Origin of the sequence: Dokdonella sp. (assembly GCF_019634845.1) — a bacterium.
Taxonomy (GTDB): domain Bacteria; phylum Pseudomonadota; class Gammaproteobacteria; order Xanthomonadales; family Rhodanobacteraceae; genus Dokdonella_A.
The window spans coordinates 218,576-238,004 of the sequence record NZ_JAHCAQ010000004.1; the positions used below are offsets into that span (position 1 = coordinate 218,576).

The 19,429-nt window shown below is 69.2% G+C and carries 18 protein-coding genes and 1 pseudogene; 8 read left to right on the forward strand and 11 right to left on the reverse strand.

Annotated features, from left to right (window positions below; all coding sequences use genetic code 11):
- Positions 1-18 precede the first annotated feature (18 nt).
- Complete coding sequence (locus KF903_RS04715) at positions 19-2,868, reverse strand: valine--tRNA ligase (protein ID WP_291211674.1); 2,850 nt, start codon at positions 2,866-2,868, stop codon at positions 19-21.
- A 100-nt stretch (positions 2,869-2,968) separates the two neighbouring features.
- Between KF903_RS04715 and upp the strand changes: the two genes are divergently transcribed.
- Positions 2,969-3,604, forward strand: a complete 636-nt coding sequence (gene upp, locus KF903_RS04720; RefSeq protein ID WP_291211677.1) for a uracil phosphoribosyltransferase — start codon at positions 2,969-2,971, stop codon at positions 3,602-3,604.
- Between the two features lie 22 nt (positions 3,605-3,626).
- Positions 3,627-4,409, forward strand: a complete 783-nt coding sequence (locus tag KF903_RS04725; protein ID WP_291211680.1) for an NYN domain-containing protein — start codon at positions 3,627-3,629, stop codon at positions 4,407-4,409.
- Between the two features lie 19 nt (positions 4,410-4,428).
- On the opposite strand, the gene KF903_RS04730 is transcribed toward KF903_RS04725, so the two are convergent.
- The 3 genes from KF903_RS04730 to KF903_RS04740 are packed head-to-tail and all read right to left on the reverse strand — an operon-like array spanning position 4,429 to position 6,747.
- A complete protein-coding gene (locus KF903_RS04730; protein ID WP_291211682.1) occupies positions 4,429-4,851 on the reverse strand; it encodes a DNA polymerase III subunit chi in 423 nt (140 codons plus the stop codon).
- Positions 4,851-5,258: a hypothetical protein gene (locus KF903_RS04735; protein WP_291211685.1), complete on the reverse strand. Its 408-nt coding sequence runs from the start codon at positions 5,256-5,258 to the stop codon at positions 4,851-4,853. The genes KF903_RS04730 and KF903_RS04735 overlap by 1 nt, the downstream gene beginning before the upstream one ends.
- A 1-nt stretch (position 5,259) precedes the next feature.
- Positions 5,260-6,747: a leucyl aminopeptidase gene (locus KF903_RS04740; protein ID WP_291211688.1), complete on the reverse strand. Its 1,488-nt coding sequence runs from the start codon at positions 6,745-6,747 to the stop codon at positions 5,260-5,262.
- Between the two features lie 229 nt (positions 6,748-6,976).
- Between KF903_RS04740 and lptF the strand changes: the two genes are divergently transcribed.
- Together lptF and lptG are read left to right on the forward strand one after the other, a co-directional pair.
- Positions 6,977-8,113, forward strand: a complete 1,137-nt coding sequence (gene lptF, locus KF903_RS04745; RefSeq protein WP_291211690.1) for an LPS export ABC transporter permease LptF — start codon at positions 6,977-6,979, stop codon at positions 8,111-8,113.
- Positions 8,110-9,225: an LPS export ABC transporter permease LptG gene (gene lptG, locus KF903_RS04750; protein WP_291211691.1), complete on the forward strand. Its 1,116-nt coding sequence runs from the start codon at positions 8,110-8,112 to the stop codon at positions 9,223-9,225. Before lptF ends, lptG begins: the two co-directional genes overlap by 4 nt.
- A gap of 255 nt (positions 9,226-9,480) precedes the next feature.
- Here the strand turns inward: lptG and KF903_RS04755 are convergent.
- A pseudogene (locus KF903_RS04755) lies at positions 9,481-9,872 on the reverse strand (transposase); the annotation flags it as partial.
- Between the two features lie 248 nt (positions 9,873-10,120).
- Here KF903_RS04755 and KF903_RS04760 point away from each other — a divergent pair.
- The 4 genes from KF903_RS04760 to KF903_RS04775 all read left to right on the forward strand — a co-directional run bounded on the left by KF903_RS04760 (position 10,121) and on the right by KF903_RS04775 (position 13,999).
- A complete protein-coding gene (locus tag KF903_RS04760) occupies positions 10,121-11,251 on the forward strand; it encodes an acyltransferase (protein WP_291211693.1) in 1,131 nt (376 codons plus the stop codon).
- Between the two features lie 99 nt (positions 11,252-11,350).
- Positions 11,351-12,478 carry a PilT/PilU family type 4a pilus ATPase gene (locus KF903_RS04765; protein ID WP_291211695.1) on the forward strand — a complete coding sequence of 376 codons (1,128 nt, stop codon included), beginning with the start codon at positions 11,351-11,353 and terminating at the stop codon, positions 12,476-12,478.
- Positions 12,479-12,545: 67 nt separating this feature from the next.
- Positions 12,546-13,358 carry a class I SAM-dependent methyltransferase gene (locus KF903_RS04770; protein ID WP_291211697.1) on the forward strand — a complete coding sequence of 271 codons (813 nt, stop codon included), beginning with the start codon at positions 12,546-12,548 and terminating at the stop codon, positions 13,356-13,358.
- Positions 13,352-13,999: a hypothetical protein gene (locus tag KF903_RS04775; RefSeq protein WP_291211702.1), complete on the forward strand. Its 648-nt coding sequence runs from the start codon at positions 13,352-13,354 to the stop codon at positions 13,997-13,999. The genes KF903_RS04770 and KF903_RS04775 overlap by 7 nt, the downstream gene beginning before the upstream one ends.
- Before the next feature lie 69 nt (positions 14,000-14,068).
- Here KF903_RS04775 and KF903_RS04780 read toward each other — a convergent pair whose 3' ends face one another.
- The 6 genes from KF903_RS04780 to gshB all read right to left on the reverse strand — a co-directional run.
- Positions 14,069-15,775 (reverse strand): hypothetical protein, encoded by a 1,707-nt coding sequence (locus KF903_RS04780; RefSeq protein WP_291211705.1) that lies wholly within the window; start codon positions 15,773-15,775, stop codon positions 14,069-14,071.
- 65 nt (positions 15,776-15,840) lie between these two features.
- Positions 15,841-16,785 (reverse strand): aspartate carbamoyltransferase catalytic subunit, encoded by a 945-nt coding sequence (locus KF903_RS04785; RefSeq protein ID WP_291211708.1) that lies wholly within the window; start codon positions 16,783-16,785, stop codon positions 15,841-15,843.
- Positions 16,786-16,828: 43 nt separating this feature from the next.
- Positions 16,829-17,257 carry a Holliday junction resolvase RuvX gene (gene ruvX, locus KF903_RS04790; RefSeq protein ID WP_291211711.1) on the reverse strand — a complete coding sequence of 143 codons (429 nt, stop codon included), beginning with the start codon at positions 17,255-17,257 and terminating at the stop codon, positions 16,829-16,831.
- Positions 17,241-17,804 (reverse strand): YqgE/AlgH family protein, encoded by a 564-nt coding sequence (locus tag KF903_RS04795; protein ID WP_291211713.1) that lies wholly within the window; start codon positions 17,802-17,804, stop codon positions 17,241-17,243. Before KF903_RS04795 ends, ruvX begins: the two co-directional genes overlap by 17 nt.
- A 65-nt stretch (positions 17,805-17,869) precedes the next feature.
- Complete coding sequence (locus KF903_RS04800; RefSeq protein ID WP_291211716.1) at positions 17,870-18,730, reverse strand: energy transducer TonB; 861 nt, start codon at positions 18,728-18,730, stop codon at positions 17,870-17,872.
- On the reverse strand, positions 18,727-19,429 hold a 703-nt coding region (gene gshB / locus KF903_RS04805), incomplete at its 5' end, for a glutathione synthase (RefSeq protein WP_291211718.1). The genes KF903_RS04800 and gshB, both read right to left, overlap by 4 nt.

Sequence of the window (19,429 nt, forward strand, 5' to 3'; positions counted from 1 at the left end):
GTTGTGCAGGTCTGGCGTTCAGGCCGCCGCGAGCCTTTGCGCCTGCTCGCGCAGGCCGGCGATCGTGGCGCCGAACTCGGCGATGCGCTGGCGTTCCTGTTCCACGACGTGGTCGGGCGTGCGCTCGCCAAAGTTGGCGAGTTTGGCGCTGGCCTTCGCCAGCTCGCCCTCGAGGCGCTGGATTTCACGCGCCAGGCGCGCTTTCTCGGCATCGAGGTCGATCAGGCCGGCCAGCGGAATGAGGAGCTTGAGCTCGCCGACGATCGCGGCCGCGGCGGCGGGTTCGGCGGCGCCGGCGGCAAGCCAACGCGGCGACTGCGCCTTGGCCAGAAAGCCGATCTGCGCCGCCAGCCGGTCCGCGCGCGCGCGATCCTCGGCGCTGCCGTGGGCGTACAGCAGCGGTATCTCCTTGCCCGGCGCGATGTTCATCTCGCTGCGGATGCGGCGGATCTGCGTCAGCACGGCGCGCAACCATTCGATGTCGGCGCTCGCGGCCGCGTCGTCGCAGGCGAAATCCGCTGCGCGCGGATAGGGCCGCTGCAGCACGCTGGCTGGCGTCAAACCCAATCGCGGCGCGACCGTCTGGTAGATCTCCTCGGTGATGTACGGGGTGATCGGGTGCAGCGCGCGCAACGCGGCTTCCAGCACCCGCAGCAGCGTGTGGCGCGTGGAGGCGGCCGCCTGCGCGTCGCTGCCTTGCAGCGCGGGCTTGGCGAGTTCGACGAACCAATCGCAGTATTCGTTCCAGACGAATTCGTACAGCGCCTGCGCCACGAGGTCGAAGCGATAGACGCGCATCTGCGCTTCGACCTCGGCGAGCGTCGCGCGCAGGCGGGCCAGGATCCACTGCTCCGCCGCCGTGCACGGCGCGTGCCGATCGGCGGAGTGGATCGTGCCTGCGGCGGCGCCGGTGTCGGTGTTCATGAGCACGAAGCGCGCCGCATTCCATAACTTGTTGCAGAACGCCTTGTAGCCTTCGGCGCGCTTGAGGTCGAAGTTGATCGTGCGGCCGTAGGTCGCCAGTGCGGCGAAGGTGAAGCGCAGCGCGTCGGTGCCGACCGCGGCGATGCCGTTCGGGTAATCCTTGCGGATGCGCTTTTCGACCTTCTCGCGCACCTGCGGGATCAGCAGCGAGGCCGTCGACTTGCGCGCGAGATCCTCCAGCGAGATGCCGTCGATGAGGTCGAGCGGGTCGATCGTGTTGCCCTTCGACTTGGACATCTTCTGGCCTTCGGCGTCGCGCACGATGGCGTTGATGTAGACCTCGCGGAACGGCACCTTGCCGGTGAAGTACTGCGTCGCCATGACCATGCGCGCGACCCAGAAGAAAATGATGTCGAAGCCGGTGACGAGCACGGCGCTGGGCAGGAAGGCCTGGTCGGTCGTCCAGTTGGCGACGACGTGGCCGGCCTCGCGCGTGTCGCCCGGGTTGGGCCAGCCCAGTGTCGAGAACGGCCACAGTGCCGACGAGAACCAGGTGTCGAGCACGTCCTCGTCCTGCCTCAGTGCGCCGACCGGCGGCGTGCCCGCGTGCGCGATCGCATCGGCGGCATCCTCGCCGACGAAGATGTTGCCGGCCTCGTCGTACCAGGCCGGGATCTGGTGGCCCCACCACAACTGGCGGCTGACGCACCAGTCCTGGATGTTTTCCAGCCACTGGTTGTAGGTCGTGGACCAGTTCTCGGGCACGAACCTGATGGCGCCATCGCGCACCGCCGCGAGCGCGGGTTCGGTGATCGCCTTGCGCCCGCCCGGGCCCGGCTTGCCATCGACGCGCGTGTCGCTGGTGAGGTCGAGGAACCACTGGTCGGTCAGCATCGGCTCGATGATCGCCTCGCTGCGCTGGCTGACCGGCACCTGCAGCTTGTGCTTTTTCGTTTCGACGAGCAGACCTTGCGCTTCGAGATCGGCGAGCACGGCCTTGCGCGCGGCGAAGCGGTCCATGCCGCGATACTTTTCCGGGGCTTCGTCATTGATCTTGGCGTCGAGCGTGAGCACCGTGATCGGCGCCAGGCCATGGCGCAGGCCGATCTGCCAGTCGTTGAAGTCGTGCGCCGGCGTGATCTTGACGCAACCGGTGCCGAATTCGCGCTCGACGTAGGCGTCGGCGATCACCGGGATCTGGCGCCCGGTCAGCGGCAACGTCAAGGTCTTGCCGACCAGATGTGCATAGCGTTCGTCCTCGGGATGCACTGCCACCGCCACGTCGCCGAGCATCGTCTCGGGGCGTGTGGTGGCGACCACGAGGCTCGTGCTGCCGTCGCTGGCCGGATAGCGGATCGACCACAACGAGCCGTCCTTCTCCTGGTTGTCGACCTCGAGGTCGGACACCGCAGTCATCAATACCGGGTCCCAGTTGACGAGCCTGCGCCCGCGGTAGAGCAGGCCATCGCGGTACCACTGCACGAACACGCGCCGGACCGCGGCCGAGAGCCCTTCGTCCATCGTGAAGCGCTCGCGCGACCAATCGATCGACGCGCCCAGCCGCCGCATCTGGCGCGTGATGGTCGAGCCCGATTCCTGCTTCCATTCCCACACGCGCTCGACGAAGGCCGTGCGGCCGAGGTCATGGCGCGACTGGCCATTGGCCGCGAGCTGGTTCTCGACGATCTTCTGGGTCGCGATGCCGGCATGGTCGGTGCCGCCCTGCCACAACGTGCGGCAGCCGCGCATGCGGTGGTAGCGGATCAGCAGGTCCATGATCGTCTGCTGGAACGCATGGCCCATGTGCAAGGTGCCGGTCACGTTGGGCGGCGGCAGCAGGATGCAGTAGGGCTCACCATCGCCGTGTGGCGCAAAGTCGCCGGCGGCCTCCCAGGCGGCATACCACTTGGATTCGATCGCGGTCGGTTCGAAACTCTTGTCCATGGGGGTTGGCCGCGTGCGGCCTCGGCAGGAACGGGAAACCGCGTATTCTAGCGGCGCGCGCCACAGCGCCCCAACCCTGCCCGTTGCCGGAGACCTGCCCATGCCCGCGGCCGTCCACCTCATCGATCACCCGCTGGTCCAGCACAAGCTGACCCTGCTGCGCCGCAAGGAGACGAGCACGGCCGAGTTCCGCCGCCTGCTCGGCGAGCTGTCGATGCTGATGGCCTATGACGTGACGCGCCATCTGCCGCTGCGCGAGGTCGACATCCAGACTCCGGTGGCACCGTTGCGCGGACGCCTCATCGAGGGCAAGAAGCTCGTTTTCGTGCCCGTGCTGCGCGCGGGCCTGGGCCTGCTCGACGGCATGCTCGCGGTGATGCCCAATGCACGCGTCGGCCACATCGGCCTGTATCGGGACGAGGTCACGCTCAAGCCCGTGCAGTACTACCTGCGACTGCCCGAGGCCATGCCCGAGCGCGATGCGATCGTCGTCGATCCGATGCTCGCGACCGGCAATTCGGCGGTGGCGGCGCTCGACCTGGTCAAGGCGGCCGGGCCGCGCTCGCTGCGCTTCGTCTGTCTCGTGAGCTGTCCCGAGGGCCTGGCCAACCTGCAGGCGCACCATCCCGAGGTGCCGATCCACACGGCTGCGATCGACGCGCGTCTGGACCAGCGCAGCTACATCGTGCCGGGCCTGGGCGATGCGGGTGATCGCTACTTTGGCACCAAGGCCTGAACCCACCTGCCGGGAGCACGCGATGGCAACCCCGTCGACCAAGCTGGCCGTACTGATCGATGCCGACAACGCGCAGCCGGGCGTGGTCGAAGGTCTGCTGGCCGAGGTGGCCAAATACGGCACCGCGACCGTCAAGCGCATTTACGGCGACTGGACCGGCCCGCAGCTCAAGGGCTGGAAGGACGTGCTGCTCAGCTACGCGATCCAGCCGATCCAGCAGTTCCGCTACACCACCGGCAAGAACGCGACCGATTCGGCGCTCATCATCGACGCGATGGACCTGCTCTATGCTGCCCGGCTCGGCGGCTTCTGCATCGTGTCCAGCGACAGCGATTTCACGCGTCTGGCCGCGCGCGTGCGCGAGGCCGGCCTCGTCGTCTACGGCTTTGGTGAACGCAAGACCCCGTCCGCGTTCGTCGCCGCCTGCGACAAGTTCATCTACACCGAAATCCTGCGCGCCAAGGATGACGTCGAAGCGCCGGCGCCGCAGCCGCGCAGTGCGGCCCAGCTCAAGCAGGACACGCGCCTGGTCAACCTGTTGCGCGGCGCGGTCGAGGCCGCCTCCGACGACTCGGGCTGGGCCAACCTCGGCCTCGTCGGCAGCGTGATGGCCAAGCAGGCGCCCGAATTCGATTCGCGCAACTACGGCTACGCCAAGCTCAGCGAGCTGATCGCCGCCAGCGCGCTGTTCGAGGTCGAGAAGCGCAAGATGGGCGAGGGCACGGCCGCGTTCGTGCGCGATCGCCGCGTGGCGCCGAGCAGCGCGGCAGCGGGCAAGGCGCCGCGCCAGTCGGGCGCTGCCTGACTGCCGGGGCGGTGCGTGCTCACATGTCGTGCTTGGCCAGCTCGAATCCCGCGGCCTTGTAGGTCTTCCAGCGCGTGCGCGAGCCGTCGCGCGCGGCGGCGTCGGCCGGCACGACTTCGAGCACGCGTTCGAACAGGCCCGGCGCGCAGTCCTCGCGCAGGTTGATCACCAGCGGGCGGTCGGGCGTGGCGACGCCGGGCGGCACGATCAGCACGGGCGTGAGCGCGTCGTCCTCGTCGCCGGCGATCTGGTGCGGCACGAACGCGTCGGCGTCGAAGTCCCACAGTCGCGCGTCGAGCGCTTCGGCCTCGTCCTGCGAGCCGACGAGGATCAGGGTCGGCTGCTGGCGCGCCACGGCGCGCCTGGCCAGCTCGCACACGAGCAGCATGGGCTCGTCGCGGAAGCGCGGTTTGTCGATCAGGTAGAAGTCGGCGCGCGGCATCAGGTCGGTGGCGCAATGCCGGTCAGGCTGGCGGTCATGGCGGCACCGAATGCGGTCAGCACCATGCAGCCGAGAATGAGGCCGAAGAAGGCCAGGATCGCCGGCAGCCGGCGTGGCTGCGGCCGCGTCTTGTAGAGGTAGTAGGGCACGAAGATCGCGGCCAGCAGCACGATCGCCAGATCGAGCCACAGCGGACGGCGGATTTCGAGCTCGCGCGCATCGAGGATGAGCCAGCGGAAGCCGATCACGAGCAGGGCGACGTTGCCGAGCAGCATGACGAACAGGCGCTCGGCTTCGGGCCGCGGCGGCAGGCCGAACAGCACGTCGACCATGCCGATGACGAACGATACGCCGCCCAGCGCGATCAGCGTGGCCCGCTTGTGGCGGGAAAGATCGGGGCCTGCCACGTCAGCCACAGCGGTCGAGCAGGTACTGCACCAGCAGCGGCACGGGCCGGCCGGTGGCCGAACCCTTGCGACCGTCGATCCAGGCCGTGCCGGCGATGTCCAGGTGCGCCCAGCGGCGCCCGTTGGTGAATCGCGACAGGAAACAGCCGGCGGTGATGGCGCCGCCGTACTTGCCGCCGATGTTGGCAAGGTCGGCGAATCCGGTCTCGAGCTGACTCTGGTAGTCGTCCCACAACGGCAGGCGCCAGGCTCGGTCGTGGGTGCGCTCGCCGGCAGCGAGCAATTGCGCGGCCAGCTCGTCGTCGCGTGTCATGAGGCCCGAGGCATGTTTGCCGAGCGCCACCACGCAGGCACCGGTCAGCGTGGCCGCGTCGATGATGACCTGCGGATCGAACTTCTGCACGTAGGTCAGCGCATCGCACAGGATCAGGCGGCCCTCGGCGTCGGTGTTGAGCACCTCGATGGTGAGGCCCGACATGCTGGTGAGGATGTCGCTGGGACGGTAGGAGTTGCCACCGGGCATGTTCTCGACCGCCGGCACCACGCACACCAGGTTGAGCGGCAGCTTGAGCTCGACCGCGGCGAGGAAGGCGCCGAGCACGCCGGCAGCGCCGCACATGTCGAACTTCATCTCCTCCATGCCCGCGCCGGGCTTGAGCGAGATGCCGCCGCTGTCGAAGGTGATGCCCTTGCCGACCAGCGCATAGGGCCGTGCATCGCCGCCGCCGCGCCATTGCAGCACGATGAGCTTGGGCGCGTTCGCCGAGCCCTGCGCCACGCCCAGCAGTGCGCCCATGCCGAGCTTGGCCATGTCCTCGCGCTCGAGCACCTCGACGTCGACGCCGGCATGCTGCTGGGCGATGCGCTGCGCCTGCGCCGCGACATGCGCGGGGTTGCAGATGTTGGGTGGCAGGTTGCCGAGCTCGCGCGCGAAGCGCACGCCTTCGGCGATCGCGCGGGCCTGCGTCAGCGCCGTGCGCGCGGTCGCATCGTCGGCGGCGGCCAGCGACAGCGTGGCCAGCTGGGCCGGCTCGGCCTCGCTCTTGGGCTTGAAGGTCGCGCGGTAGCGGTAGGCCTGCGCGTCGGTGGCCAGCGCGAGCGCGCGCAGCTTCCAAGCCAGGTCGTGGCCGGGGATCTCGGCCTCGGTCAATGTGGTGTGGGCACTGGCGATCGGCATTGCCTTGAGCGCGCGACCGGCTTCGCCGGCGGCGCGCTGGAACGTGGCCACGTCGCACTTGGCGGCATCGCCGAGTCCGACCAGCAGCACGCGCGGGCTGGCGATGCCGGCCAGGCCGAACAGCACGGTGCTCGTGCCGGCCTTGCCGGTGGCGTCGCCACTGGCGGTCACGCGACTGATGGCGCCGCCGCTGGCCGCATCGAGCCGGGCGGCGGCCGGCGTGAGCTTGCCGCCCTGGTACAGGCCAACCACCACGCAGGGGCTGGCGATCGTGTCCGGATGTTCGGGGCTGAGCGCAAATTGCAGGGTCATCGTGGGATTCCGGCCAGGTTGGGGGCTCATGGCGCCGACACGGTTACACTGGCGACCCGCCCGGACGACCGGTGCCGCCAACCGGCGGCACCGCGGCGCCGCGGGCTGCGCGCTGCCGGCCACAGCTGGCCAGCGCAACGCCGTCTCCGAGTCTGCGCATGAAGCCCGCTAGTCTAGAACCTATCCATCGATCGCGCATGAGTGGCGTGGCCCGGCCAGAGGCGCAGGCTTGAGACGGCGCCTGTTCCAGCTCGGCATCATCGACCGCTACCTGCTGCGCGAGCTGGCCGGCAGCTTCGCCGCGGTCACGCTGATCCTCCTGCTCGTGCTCGTCGGCGGTGCCGCCACCGAGCTGCTGGGCAAGATCGCGCGCGGCCGCATCCCGGCCGAATTGCTGCTGAGCCTGCTCGGTCTGCAGGCGGTGGGCACGCTGACGATCCTGGTGCCGCTGGCGGTGCTGCTGGGCGTACTGCTCGGCTACGGTCGACTGTGGCGCGACAGCGAAATGGCCGTGCTGCAGGCCTCGGGCCTCGATGCGCGCGGCCTGCTGCGGCCGCTGCTGTGGTTTGCGCTGCCGACCATGCTGCTGCTGGCCATCGTCGCGTTCTGGGTGGCGCCGGCCGCCGATCGCAAGGCGCAGCAGCTCATCACGCGCGCCAGCCGTTCGCTGATCGTGGCCGGCCTCGAACCGGGCCGCTTCGTCGAGCTGCCCGGTCGCGATGGCGTCATCTACGTCGGCGAAATGTCGGGCGACGGAACGACGTTCAAGCGCATGTTCATCGAAAGCGAACGCGAGGACGCGAGCCTGGGCAAGACGCGCATCGACGTCGTCAGCGCGGCCTCGGGCTTCCTTTATCACGACGCCGATGGCGTGGGGCGCTACATCGCGCTCGAAGATGGTTTCCGCGTCGAGGGCAAGCTCGGCGAGGACGACTACCGCCTCATGCGTTTCAAGCGCAACGACATCAAGCTGCCCGACGTGGTCACCGACGATGATGGCAGCGCGCGCAAGCGCGCCGCGCGCAGTTCGGTGCTGTGGCGCACGCCCGACGATCCGGTCATGCGCGCCGAGTTGCACTGGCGGCTGGCGGCGCCGCTGTCGGTGCTGGTGCTGGGATTGCTGGCGCTGCCGCTGGCTCGCGCCAGTCCGCGCGAGCCGCGTTACGCACGCCTGTTGCTCGCGCTGCTGGCCTGGCTCACCTACTACAACCTGCTGCTGCTCGGGCGCAGCTGGATCGCCACCGGCAAGCTCGCGGCCGGTTTCGGCCTGTGGTGGGTATATGTGCCGGCGCTGGCGATCGCGTTCGCGTTGTGGTGGAGCAGCCAGCGCCTGCGCGCGCCGCGCCAACCGGGCGTCTCGCCATGAGTGGCGCCGCCCTGGCTTGGCTGCGGCGGCCGCTGCTCAAGCGCGTCGATCGGCTCGTCGCGCGCAGCGTGCTCGGCATGGTCGCGCTGGCCTGGGCCGTGATCGTGAGCCTCGATGCGTTCCGCATCTTCATCGGCGAGATGGGCGATGTCGGCCAGGGTCACTACACGCTCGGCCGCGCCGCGTTGTACGTGCTGCTGACCGTGCCGCGCCGCTGCTACGAAATGTTCGGCTACGCCGCCCTGATCGGCGGCCTGCTCGGTCTGGGCGCGCTGGCCAACACCGGCGAACTGACCGCACTGCGTGCCGCCGGCTTGTCCCGGCTGCGCATCTGCGCCTCGGTGCTGTTTGGCATCGGCCTGCTCACGCTCGGCGTGGTCGTGCTCGGCGAGACACTCGGTCCGTACGGTGAGCGCAAGGCGCAGCAGGTGCAACTGGCCGCGCGTTCGAACGACGTGGCACTGGCCAAGGGCGTGTTGTGGGCGCGTGATGGCGAGAGCGTGATCGGCGCGCGCAGCGCCCGCGAGCACGGCGGCAGCGGCCGCGTCGAGCTCGATGGCGTGCGCGTGTTCGAGTTCGACGCCGATGGCCGCCTGAGTGCGCTGTCGGTCGCCGCACACGCAAGCCACGACCACGACGGCTGGACGCTGAGTCAGGTGCGCCGCACCCGCTTTGGCGAGCACAGCGCGAGCAGCACGACGCTGCCCAGCGAGGCCTGGCACTCGCGGCTCGACCCGGCGCTGCTCGCGAGCGGCATCGTTCGGCCGCGCTACATGGGCCTGCGCGAACTCGACCGCAACATCGACGCACTGTCGCGCAACCAGCAGGACGCATCGGCGTTCCGCGCGGCGTGGTGGGCGCGCGTGTTCTATCCGCTGGGTGTGCTCGTGCTGGCATTCTGCGCGCTGCCATTCGCGTTCGGCGCATTGCGCAGCGGCGGCCTGTCCAAACGCCTGTTCCTCGGCATCATCATGGCGCTGGGCTTCTATCTTCTGCAGCGCGCCGTGATCAACATCGCCTCGGTTTACGGCGTGCATCCGGCATTGGCCAACCTGCTGCCGCCGCTGATCCTCGTCGCGCTGGCGGTCGGCTATTTCCGCCGGCGCGCGTAAGCGCCCACGGCTGGGCCGTCGGCTCGGGCGGGATTGCCCCGCGCGACGGTTTCGTGATCGAAGTCGCGGCGGACGTGATGGTGGGGTATTGGGGATAGTCGGATCAACCGCCGCCAACCTGCCTCCCGCGTGCGTTTGGATCCTGCGCCGCTGAAAAAGCCCAGTTGCGGCGGACCCATGTCGCATCATGTGCGTCGCAGCGAGACCATTCGGGTCACTGCGGACGCAGTAAGCGGGTGTCGATTGCAACCAGCGCTTGCGCGCCATCCACCGGTTGACCAGCGCAAACAGCGGCGTCACCTGCGCGGCGTTTTTTTGCCCGCCCCTGGTTGCGCCTTCACGTGGCCGATCGGGCGCTTGAGCGCGCGGAAGCGATGCTCCACCGCCGCGCGGATCGAGGCCTTGGCGTGCGCCAGCTGCTCGGTGATCTGGCGCAGCTGCGGATCGTCGAAGGCCTTCACTGCGCTGCGTTTGGCCGCGATCCAGAACGCCCGGCCACGCCTGGGCGCGCGCTTCTCCGCGCCGATGCAGCCGGCATCGGCGAAGCCCTGTTGCTCCTTGCCGTGCAGCAGGTTCGCCACTTCGACCACGTCGGCCACGTTCGCCGCCGTGCTCACCACGGTGCGCAGACCAGTCCCGCGATCGACGCGGGCGATCCAGCCCCGCCCTGGGCGCTCGAGCCCGAGCCCGAGCGGCGGGCGCGTCAAGCTCGGTGCCTTCGGCAACACTGCGCAGGCGAGCCGCAGACCGGGTGAGCCCCACTTCGGCGACGGCCTCGATTCGCCGGCGCGCGTGCTGGTGGCCGCGGCCGGCTGAGTGCACGGCGTGACCGATCCGGCGATTCGCCGCATGCAAGCCGGTATAGTCGCGCGCAGCCTTCCCGCCGCGAGCGCCCATGCGCAGTCCCAACCTCCGCTATCTGCCGGCTGTCGATCATGTGCGCGCGTATGCGGCGCTGCTGATCGTGTTCTATCACGGCCTGCACGTGTTCTCCTACGAGGCGCGTTTCGGCAAGACCTTCGGCATCGATCATTGGCTGCAGCCGGCCAATCCGCTGCTGGCGGCACTGGCCGAGGGGCATACGGCGGTGGCGCTGTTCATGGTGCTGTCGGGCTTCATCCTCACGCTGGCGGCGCTCGATGGCGGCGTGCGCTGGCTGGGCTTCATCCGCAACCGCCTGTTGCGGACCTATCCGCTGTTCGTGCTGCTGACCTTCGCCGGCATTGCGGCGGCGCCGCAGAACTTCAGCTTTGGGGCGGTCGTGCAGCAGCTCGTCGGCCTCGGCAACGAGCCGGGCACCTTCGTCTCGCCGCCGTTCACGAGCCTGCTGTGGACGATCGCGGTGGAGTGGCAGTTCTACCTGATCTTCCCGTTGCTGGTGGCCGTGCTGAGCCAGGGCTGGACGCGACAGGTGGCCGGGTTCATTGCGATCCTGCTGCTGCTGCGTCTGGCGATCGTCATCGCCGGCGGCAACGCACGCGAAGTCAGCTACATGCAGATCGTCGGCCGTCTCGACCAGTTCCTGCTCGGCATGTGGGCGGCTTGGCGCTGGCGGCAACGGCCCCCGACGCCACGCGCGGGCGGGGTGCTGGCTGCGCTGGCGCTGCTGGCGGCGATCCTCGGCCTGTGGGGCTTCAACCTGCAGGGCGGCTGGCCGACCGAGCCGGGCTGGAAAATCCTCGTGCCGACCGTGGAGGGCGCGGTCTGGGCGGCCTTCGTGCTTGGCTATGTGGCCTGGGCCAACGATGCCGGTCGGGCGTGGTCGCGCGCGCTGGCGCGCATCGGCGAGATTTCCTATTCGATCTACCTGCTCCACTTCGTCGTGATCTGGTCGCTGCTGCGCAGCGGCCTCGTGCCGGTGTGGAGCGGCCGGTTCGTGGTCGACGCCCTGCTCAACACGCTGCTGCTGGCGCTGCCGTTGACGCTGGCGGTATCGGCGCTCAGCTACGCCTTCGTCGAGCGGCCGTTCCTGCGCCTGCGCGGCAACTACCACCGCGACCCGGCGGCGGCCGCAGGGGCGCCCTGATCGGGCGGCGCAGTGTGCGCTGGCGCCGCGGCAAATGCCGGGCGTGGGTGTACACTCGGGCGCGACTGCCGGCGCGGAGGCCGGCGCGGGGATTGGGCCATGAGCAGCGTCGATTTCACCTCGTACCTCAAGCTGATGACGCACAAGAAGGCGTCGGACCTGTTCATCACCGCCGGTGTGGCGCCGTCGATCAAGGTCAATGGCCGCATCGGACCGATCACGCAGGAGCCGCTGACGCCACAGCAGTCGCGCGACCTCGTGCTCAACGTGATGACGCCCTCGCAGCGCGAGGAGTTCGAAAAGACCCACGAATGCCAGTTCGCGATCGCGGTGACGGGCGTGGGCCGTTTCCGCGTGTCGTGCTTCTACCAGCGCAACTGCGTCGGCATGGTGCTGCGCCGCATCGAGACCAAGATCCCGACCATCGAGGAACTGAGCCTGCCGCCGATCATCAAGTCGCTGGCGATGACCAAGCGCGGCATCATCATCTTCGTGGGCGCGACCGGCACCGGTAAGTCGACCTCGCTGGCGGCGATGATCGGCTACCGCAACCAGAACTCGACCGGGCACATCATCACGATCGAGGACCCGATCGAATACGTGCACAAGCACGAAGGCTGCATCGTCACCCAGCGCGAACTCGGCATCGATACCGACAGTTGGGAGAACGCACTCAAGAACACGCTGCGCCAGGCCCCCGACGTGATCATGATCGGCGAGGTGCGCACGCGCGAGACGATGGAGCACGCGATCAACTTCTCCGAAACGGGCCACCTGTGCCTGTGCACGCTGCATGCCAACAACGCCAACCAGGCGATGGACCGCATCATCCACTTCTTCGCCGACGACCGCCGCGAGCAGTTGTTCATGGACCTGTCGCTCAACCTCAAGGGCGTGGTCGCGCAGCAGCTCATCCCCACGCCCGACGGCAAGGCGCGCCGCGTGGCGATGGAAATCCTGCTCGGCACGCCGCTGGTGCAGGACTACATCCGCCAAGGCGAGATCCACAAGATCAAGGATGTGATGAAGGAATCGACCAACCTCGGCATGAAGACCTTCGACCAGGCGCTGTTCGAGCTGTACCAGGCCGGCGAGATCAGCTACGAGGATGCGCTGCGCCATGCCGACTCGGCCAACGAGGTGCGCCTGAAGATCAAGCTGGCGCAGGGTGGCGATGCGCACACGCTGAGCCAGGGCATGGACGGCGTCGAGCTGGTCGAAACCTGAGGGGCCGGTAGCACCAGCGGCGGACACCGCAGCGCGTTCGCCGCCTGCAGCCCGTATCATTGTGCGGATGCCCGCGCCTTTCGATTCGCGCCGCCCGCCGGCCGCTTCCCGTCAACTCGACCGTCTGCGTGCCGTGTGGGAGCGGCTCGGCGCGGATGATCCGCTGTGGGCGGTGCTGTCCGATCCGGGCAAGCGTGGCGGGCGCTGGCTCGATGAGGAGTTCTTCGCCACCGGTGAAGCCGAGATCGCGATGCAGCTGGCGATGGCCAGTGGCTGGAACCTGCCGCGCGGGCATGCCTTGGCGCTCGATTTCGGCTGCGGCGCGGGGCGCCTCACGCGCGCATTGGCGAGCCGGTTCGAGCGCGTGCTCGGCATCGATGTCTCGGCCAGCATGATCGCCACCGCGCGTGGCCTCAACGCCGCGCTCGGCAATGTCGAGTTCCGCGTCAACACCGCACCCGATCTCGCCGGCGTAGCCAGCCACAGCGTCGACTTCCTGTGTTCGCACATCACGCTGCAGCACATCCCGGCGCCACTGGCCGCCGACTACGTGGCGGAGTTCTTTCGCGTACTCGCGCCGGGTGGCGTGGCCGTATTCCAGTTCGTCGCCGCGAACGATGCGAGCCTGCGTGGCCGGTTGTATGGCGCGGCTTCCAATCGTTGGCTCAATCCGCTGCGCCGCATCGTCTGGCGCCGGCGCGACGTGTTCGAGATGCACACCCTGGCGGAAAGCGAGCTGGCGCGCCGTCTGCATCGCTGGCCGCAGTTGCGCCTGCTGTACAGCGGCGAAGATGGTGGCGCCGGCGCGGGCTGGCTCGGTCGACGATGGATCGTCGCCCATACGGGCTCCATGGCGGCAGTGGAGCAGCCCGCGTGCTGATCTCGGTCCATATTCCCAAGGCCGCCGGCACGAGTTTCGGTCGGCAGCTGGAGCGGCATTTCGGCCCGCGCCTGCTGCTCGACTATGCCGACCGCCCGCTCGCACCGGGCCATCGCCTGCGGCGTCTGGCCGGCGCGTTGCGGGCGCGCGCGCAGCTGACCGACGTCGACTGCGTGCACGGGCACTTCTGCGCCGACAAGTACGCCTGGCTCGGCGCGCGAGCGCGCTGGATCGTCTGGCTGCGCGACCCGCTGCAGCGCCTGGCCAGCCACTATCACTACTGGCAACGCGTACCTGACCTGCGCAATCCCGACTGCCGCGCCCTGCTGCAGCGCAGGCTCAGTCTCGAACAATTCGCCGCGCTGCCGCGCATGCGCAACGTCGCCACGCGCTTTCTGGCGGGGCGGCCACTGGAGCAGTTCTTCTTCATCGGGCTGGTGGAGGACATGGCCGAATCGCAGCGACGCCTGCACCAGCTCACGGCCATCGCCGCGCCGGATGAGGCTGTCAACGTCAACGCCGAGGCACCCGACGGCCATGTGCTGGCAGCGGCCGTGCAACGGCGGCTGGCCGCACTCAACCAGCACGACTGCCGACTCTACGACCAGGCGCGCGCGCTGTTCGAGCGCGCGCGGCCCTGACCGCGCGGGGCACATCGGCGGTCATCGCGCAGGCGTGGCCCTGCGCGGTGATGACCGGGCTTGCCGGTCCTAGTCAGCGACCGACGGCGTGCCGCTGCCGGCTGGCAACATCTCGACCGATTCGCTGAAGTCGACACCTTCGGGCACGAAGGCCAGGCGCATCTCGATGCGCTTGAACCACTGCGCGTACAGCGCGTAGAGCCGGCGCTGGGCCTCCAGCGTCGCCTGCTGCTCGGCCGGCAGCACGGCCATGAGGCCCGGGTTGGCGAACAAATCGCCGAGCATGCCGTACAGGCGACCATTGATCGCCGTGCTCAGCACGACGCCGTCACTGGCGGGGGCTTGCATGACCGCGCTCGACAGCCCGGCGATCGCCTGCGGCCCGATCGCGATGCCGAGCGCCTTGGGTCCCATCGCGGCTTGCACGTCGAACTTGGCGGCGGCGCTGCCAAGCGCGTCGGTGGGCAGCGCGACCGGCTTGCCGTCGGGATTGAGGCGCAGGTTCTGCAACGGCGGCGCGCTCATCTGGGCGAGACCGACGAGGAAGGCGGGGCTGTTGCTGCCGACCAGCAGGCTGCCGCTCAGGTCGGTCGGCAGTTCCGCCTTGAAATCGGTCGGCATCGTGAACTGGTCGAGCACGAGGCGCAGGCCCGTGAGGTCGGCGAACGGTGGCGGGATGGTCCGGTCGAGCGAGGTCTTGGCTTCGGCGAAACTTTCGTTGAGGCCGACCAGTTCCTTGCACTGGAACGGTGCCTTGGCCACTGCCTCGGCCTGGGCGACGAGAAAGTCGCGTGCCTTGAGTACAGGCACGGCGATGCCGAAGTCGAGCAGCGCGTCGGCCGCGGGCGCGCCGGGCATGCCGCTGCCGAGCGCGGCCAGGGCCTTGGCCAGCGTGGGCTCCAGTTCGAGCCGCATGTGCACATCCATGCGCGTCGCGTCGAGCCGTGTATAGCCGAGCGCGAGGCGCGGCAACTTGGCGGCGATCGCTTCGCGTTCGGCGTTGCAGGTGGCCTGCTCGGGGCTGAGCGTGCCGCCACCCTTGGGCATGTCGATCAAGGCGAGCAGACGCTTGCTGTCGAGCCAGCCGCTGCCGTAGGGCAGGTAACCTTTGCTGCGCTCGAACGCGGCCAGCGCATCGCTGTCGGCCAGCGACTGGTTGGGGCGCTCCAGCCCCAGCACGAGCTGCTTGACCATATCGTTGGCGTCGGCCGGCACGGCCGCGAGCACGAAGTGGTGGGGTTCGATCGCGAGCAGGATGATGGCGTCGCCGGCCGTGATCGTGCGCACCTCCTGGGTGCCCATCTGCGTGGTCGCGAGGGTGCTGCCGCTGGCTTTTTCGATGCGTTCGAAGGCCGCCTTGAAGGCCGCGGCGTCAGCCAGTTCCACACGCAGCACGGGCAGCGCGCCGACGCCGTAGAAGGCGCTGCGCAGCTTGCTGTCGAGGCCGATCTCGCGCCATTGTTCGGGCGTGGTGCGTTGGCGGACCTCGTCCAGTATCGCCTTGATCCACCGGCTCGCCTGCGGCGCTTCGCCGGCCAGTTGGGTCGCGGTCTGGTCGAAAATCGGCAGCAGCAATGGCCAGGCCTGCGCCATCTGCGCGCGCCAGCGCGCCATCGCGGCCTCGGGCAGCGGCTCGCGATTGGCGAACACATAAGGCGTGTCGGTCGGCACATAGGCCAACGGCGCAGCGTCGTCGAGCGCAGCCTTGCGGCTGCAGGCGGCGACGGCAAGTGCGCCGGCGATGACGGCGCAATACAACGATGCCTTGCGAAACATGGCGGCTCCTCGGCAGGGGCGCGCATCTTAGCGGCAATTGCGCGGCAGCGCCGCGCGGCGCAGGGTCAGGGTGCGAGCAATTGCGCCAGCGCCGCCATGCGCACGAACACGCCGTTGGCAACCTGGTCGAGGATTGCCGACTGCGCGCCGTCGGCCACCGACGAGTCGATTTCGACGCCGCGGTTGATCGGGCCCGGGTGCATGACCAGTGCGTCATGGCCGGCGCGTGCCAGGCGCTGCCCGGTAAGGCCGAAACGTGCGTGGTAGGCGGCGCCGTCCAGTTGCGTCGCGTGTTCGAGCCGCTCGCGCTGGATGCGCAGCATGATGATCACATCGGCGTCGGTCAGCGCGACATCGAAGTCCTCGTCGATCACGCAGCCCGGGAACGCTGCGCCGGCCGGCAGCAGCGCCGTCGGACCGCACAGGTGGATCGCGGCGGCGCCGAGCGCCTGCAGGCCGTGCACGTCGGAACGCGCCACGCGCGAATGGCGGATGTCGCCGCAGATCACGACCTTGAGGCCATCGATGCGGCCCTTGCGATCGCGGATCGTGAGCAGGTCGAGCAGTCCCTGGGTCGGGTGGGCACGGTTGCCATCGCCCGCATTGAGGATCGCCGCCTGCCGGCAATGGCTGGCCAGCAACGCTGGCGTGTCGTTCTCGCGGTGGCGCACGACGAAGGCGTCGGCATCCATGGCTTCGAGCGTGGCCAGCGTGTCCTCGAGCGTTTCGCCCTTGCTGGTCGAGGAGCTGGCAATGTCGAAGTTGATCACCAGCGCGCCGAGCCGCCGTGCCGCCAGGTCGAAGCTCGTGCGCGTGCGCGTGGAGGCCTCGAAGAACAGATTGACCACGCTGCGCCCGGCCAGCAGTGGCGGCAGCGCCCGTTGCGTGCGCCACTGCGCGCGCAGGCGCGCAGCGTCGTCGAGCAGGCTCTCGATGCGCGCACGTGGCAGGCCGTCGAGCGTGAGGAGGTGGCGCAGGCGCCCGTCGGCGGCCAGTTGCGGGTCGTGCATGGGCGGGATCCCCTTGGCGTGTGCCGTTACCGTCGCATGGGCTTCAGCGCCCCGCGCTGGAAAACCATTGGTCGAGGATGACGGCGGCGGCGAGCGAGTCGAGCTCGGCCGCGTGCTTGCGGCGCGCGCTGCCGGCGGCGCGCTGTTGCGCAAAGCGCCGCGCGGCTTCCTGCGAGCTGCCCCGTTCGTCGCTCAGGTGCACCGGTCGCGCATAGCGCTGGCCCAGTGTGTCGGCGAACGCGCGCGCGCGGCGCGTCATCGCTTGCTCGCCGCCGTCGAGGGTGAGCGGCAGGCCGACCACGAGTTGGGCCGGCTGCCAGTCGGCGACCAGCGCGTCGAGCGCGGGCCAGTCGTCGGCAGGCAGTGTCTTGAGAGCGCGCGCGCCGCCGCCGAGCGGGTGGCCGATCGCGACGCCGATCCAGCGCGTGCCCAGGTCGAAGGCGAGCGTGGGCGCGTCAGGCGTGGCCGGCATGGCTGGCCAGCCGCGACAGGTTGACGCCGACCAGATCCGCCGCCGCCTGCCAGCGTTCGTCCAGTGGCGTTTCGAACAGCAGCGCTTCGGTGGCCGGTGCGGTGAGCCAGTGGTTGTCGACCAGCTCCTGCTCGAGTTGGCCCGGGCTCCAGCCCGAATAGCCGAGCGCGACGATGGCGTGACGCGGGCCGTTGCCCGCCGCCATCGCGACGAGAATGTCGCGCGAGGTGGTGACGCTGATCGTGCCCGAGATCGCAAACGATGACTCCCAGGCGCCAGCGGGCGTGTGCAGCACGAAGCCGCGTTCGGGCTGTACCGGGCCGCCGATCAGCACCGGCGCGTCGATGACTTCGGGCAACTCCGAGTGCAGGCTCATCTGCGCCAGTACGTCGCCGAGGCGGTACTCGGACAGGCGATTGATCATGATGCCCATCGCACCGTCCTCGCCGTGCTGGCACAGGAAGGTCACGCCGCGCGCGAAGTTGGGATCGCGCAGGCCCGGCATCGCGATCAGCAACTGGTTGGCGAGGGGCGAGGCGGCTGACATGGCCCGCATTGTACGCGAGCGCCACGCCGTGGATCGGGTGGCGCGCGCGATCGTGCAGGTCGTCTTCAGCGATTGCGCAGGATGTCGCCGGGCAGGAATTGCCAGGTGCGCGAGATGTACAGCTCGTCGACCTTCTCGCGAGTATCGGGCAGCGGCGGGAACGGTGCGGCGAGATGGGTGATGCGGATGGCTGCATGGTCGAGCACCTTGTGGCCGCTGGACTGGATCACGTCGATGCTCTTGACGCTGCCGTCGCGCTGGATGGCGACCGTCAGCACCAGTTGCCCGTGCAGTTGCCGGCGTCGCGCCTCGTCGGGGTAGTTGAGGTTGCCGATGCGCTCGATGCGCGCCACCCAGGCGCGCATGTAGGCCGCGAATTCATATTCCTCGGTGTTGGCCGAGATGTACTTGCGCTTGGGGCGCTTGGCGTACTGCTCGCTTTCGCGCTGGATCTCCTGGGCCAGGCGCGCCATTTCGAGCCGGCGTTGCTCGGTCTCGGCCGGGGCCACGTCGGGCCGCGGATCGGCCTGCGGCGCCTGGCGTTCATCGGGCACGCCGTAGCTGGAACTGCGCTGGGTGAGCAGGCGCGTGGGCGTGGCCGTGGACGGCCGCGGTGCGCCATCCTCGAGCGGCACCGGCGCGATGCCCGGGGTGGGCTTGGGCAGCGGGCTCGACAGCGGCTGCGTCGGGCGGTGGGCACGTTCGGCCTCGCCGCCGCCGCTGTTGCTGGCCTGGGCGATGAAGTCGGCGCGGTCGGGCTTTTCGCTGTTGGCCGACTGCACGAGGATCACGTCGAGCGCGGGCAGGCGCGGCGCCGCCTTCTCGAACTCGAACACGATGCCCAGCGCAACCACCGCGTGCACGATGATCGAGAACAGGAAGGTGACGCCGAGGCGGTCGCCACTGCCGACGCTGGCGTCGCTCATGGCGCGGCCACCGCCTTGCCTTCGAGCCGGTCGAACAGCAGGCCGGCGATGTTGAGCCCAAACTGCGCGTCGAGTTCGCGCGCGCAGGTCGGCGAGGTCACGTTGACCTCGGTGAGCCAGTCGCCGATCACGTCCAGGCCGACGAAGCGCAGGCCGCGGCGCACCAGCTCAGGGCCGACCTGGGCGGCGATCCAACGGTCGCGTTCGGACAGCGCGACGCCGACACCCTTGCCGCCGGCGGCGAGGTTGCCGCGGAAATCGTCGCCTTGCGGGATGCGCGCCAGCGCATACGGCACCGGCTCGCCGTCGACCATGAGGATGCGCTTGTCGCCGGCGCTGATCTGCGGGATGAAACGCTGGGCGATGGCGAAGGCCTGGCCGTCGGCGGTCAGGGTTTCGAGGATCACGTTGAGATTGGGATCGCCTCGGCGCGAGCGGAAGATGCTGCGCCCGCCCATGCCGTCGAGCGGCTTGAGCACGACTTCGCCCTGCTCGGCGACGAAGCGCCGCAGTTCCTGCGCATCGCGCGCAACGAGGGTCGGTGCGCAGCATTGCGGAAAACGCAGCGCGAACAGCTTTTCGTTGGCATCACGCAGGCCGCGCGGATCGTTGACGACGCGCACGCCGGCGGCCTGGGCCAGCTCCAGCACCATGGTGTCGTACACGAACTGGGCATCGACCGGCGGATCCTTGCGCGCG

What these genes read in the sequence shown, in the direction of transcription:
- KF903_RS04730 (WP_291211682.1), bottom strand. Translation starts at nt 4,851, where the DNA reads ATGCCGCGCGCCGACTTCTACCTGATCGACAAACCGCGCTTCCGCGAC.
- KF903_RS04770 (WP_291211697.1), top strand. Translation starts at nt 12,546, where the DNA reads ATGCCCGCGCCTTTCGATTCGCGCCGCCCGCCGGCCGCTTCCCGTCAA.
- lptG (WP_291211691.1), top strand. Translation starts at nt 8,110, where the DNA reads ATGAGTGGCGCCGCCCTGGCTTGGCTGCGGCGGCCGCTGCTCAAGCGC.
- KF903_RS04740 (WP_291211688.1), bottom strand. Translation starts at nt 6,747, where the DNA reads ATGACCCTGCAATTTGCGCTCAGCCCCGAACATCCGGACACGATCGCC.
- KF903_RS04780 (WP_291211705.1), bottom strand. Translation starts at nt 15,775, where the DNA reads ATGTTTCGCAAGGCATCGTTGTATTGCGCCGTCATCGCCGGCGCACTT.
- upp (WP_291211677.1), top strand. Translation starts at nt 2,969, where the DNA reads ATGCCCGCGGCCGTCCACCTCATCGATCACCCGCTGGTCCAGCACAAG.
- KF903_RS04715 (WP_291211674.1), bottom strand. Translation starts at nt 2,868, where the DNA reads ATGGACAAGAGTTTCGAACCGACCGCGATCGAATCCAAGTGGTATGCC.
- KF903_RS04785 (WP_291211708.1), bottom strand. Translation starts at nt 16,785, where the DNA reads ATGCACGACCCGCAACTGGCCGCCGACGGGCGCCTGCGCCACCTCCTC.
- KF903_RS04725 (WP_291211680.1), top strand. Translation starts at nt 3,627, where the DNA reads ATGGCAACCCCGTCGACCAAGCTGGCCGTACTGATCGATGCCGACAAC.
- KF903_RS04795 (WP_291211713.1), bottom strand. Translation starts at nt 17,804, where the DNA reads ATGTCAGCCGCCTCGCCCCTCGCCAACCAGTTGCTGATCGCGATGCCG.
- KF903_RS04800 (WP_291211716.1), bottom strand. Translation starts at nt 18,730, where the DNA reads ATGAGCGACGCCAGCGTCGGCAGTGGCGACCGCCTCGGCGTCACCTTC.
- KF903_RS04765 (WP_291211695.1), top strand. Translation starts at nt 11,351, where the DNA reads ATGAGCAGCGTCGATTTCACCTCGTACCTCAAGCTGATGACGCACAAG.
- ruvX (WP_291211711.1), bottom strand. Translation starts at nt 17,257, where the DNA reads ATGCCGGCCACGCCTGACGCGCCCACGCTCGCCTTCGACCTGGGCACG.
- KF903_RS04760 (WP_291211693.1), top strand. Translation starts at nt 10,121, where the DNA reads ATGCGCAGTCCCAACCTCCGCTATCTGCCGGCTGTCGATCATGTGCGC.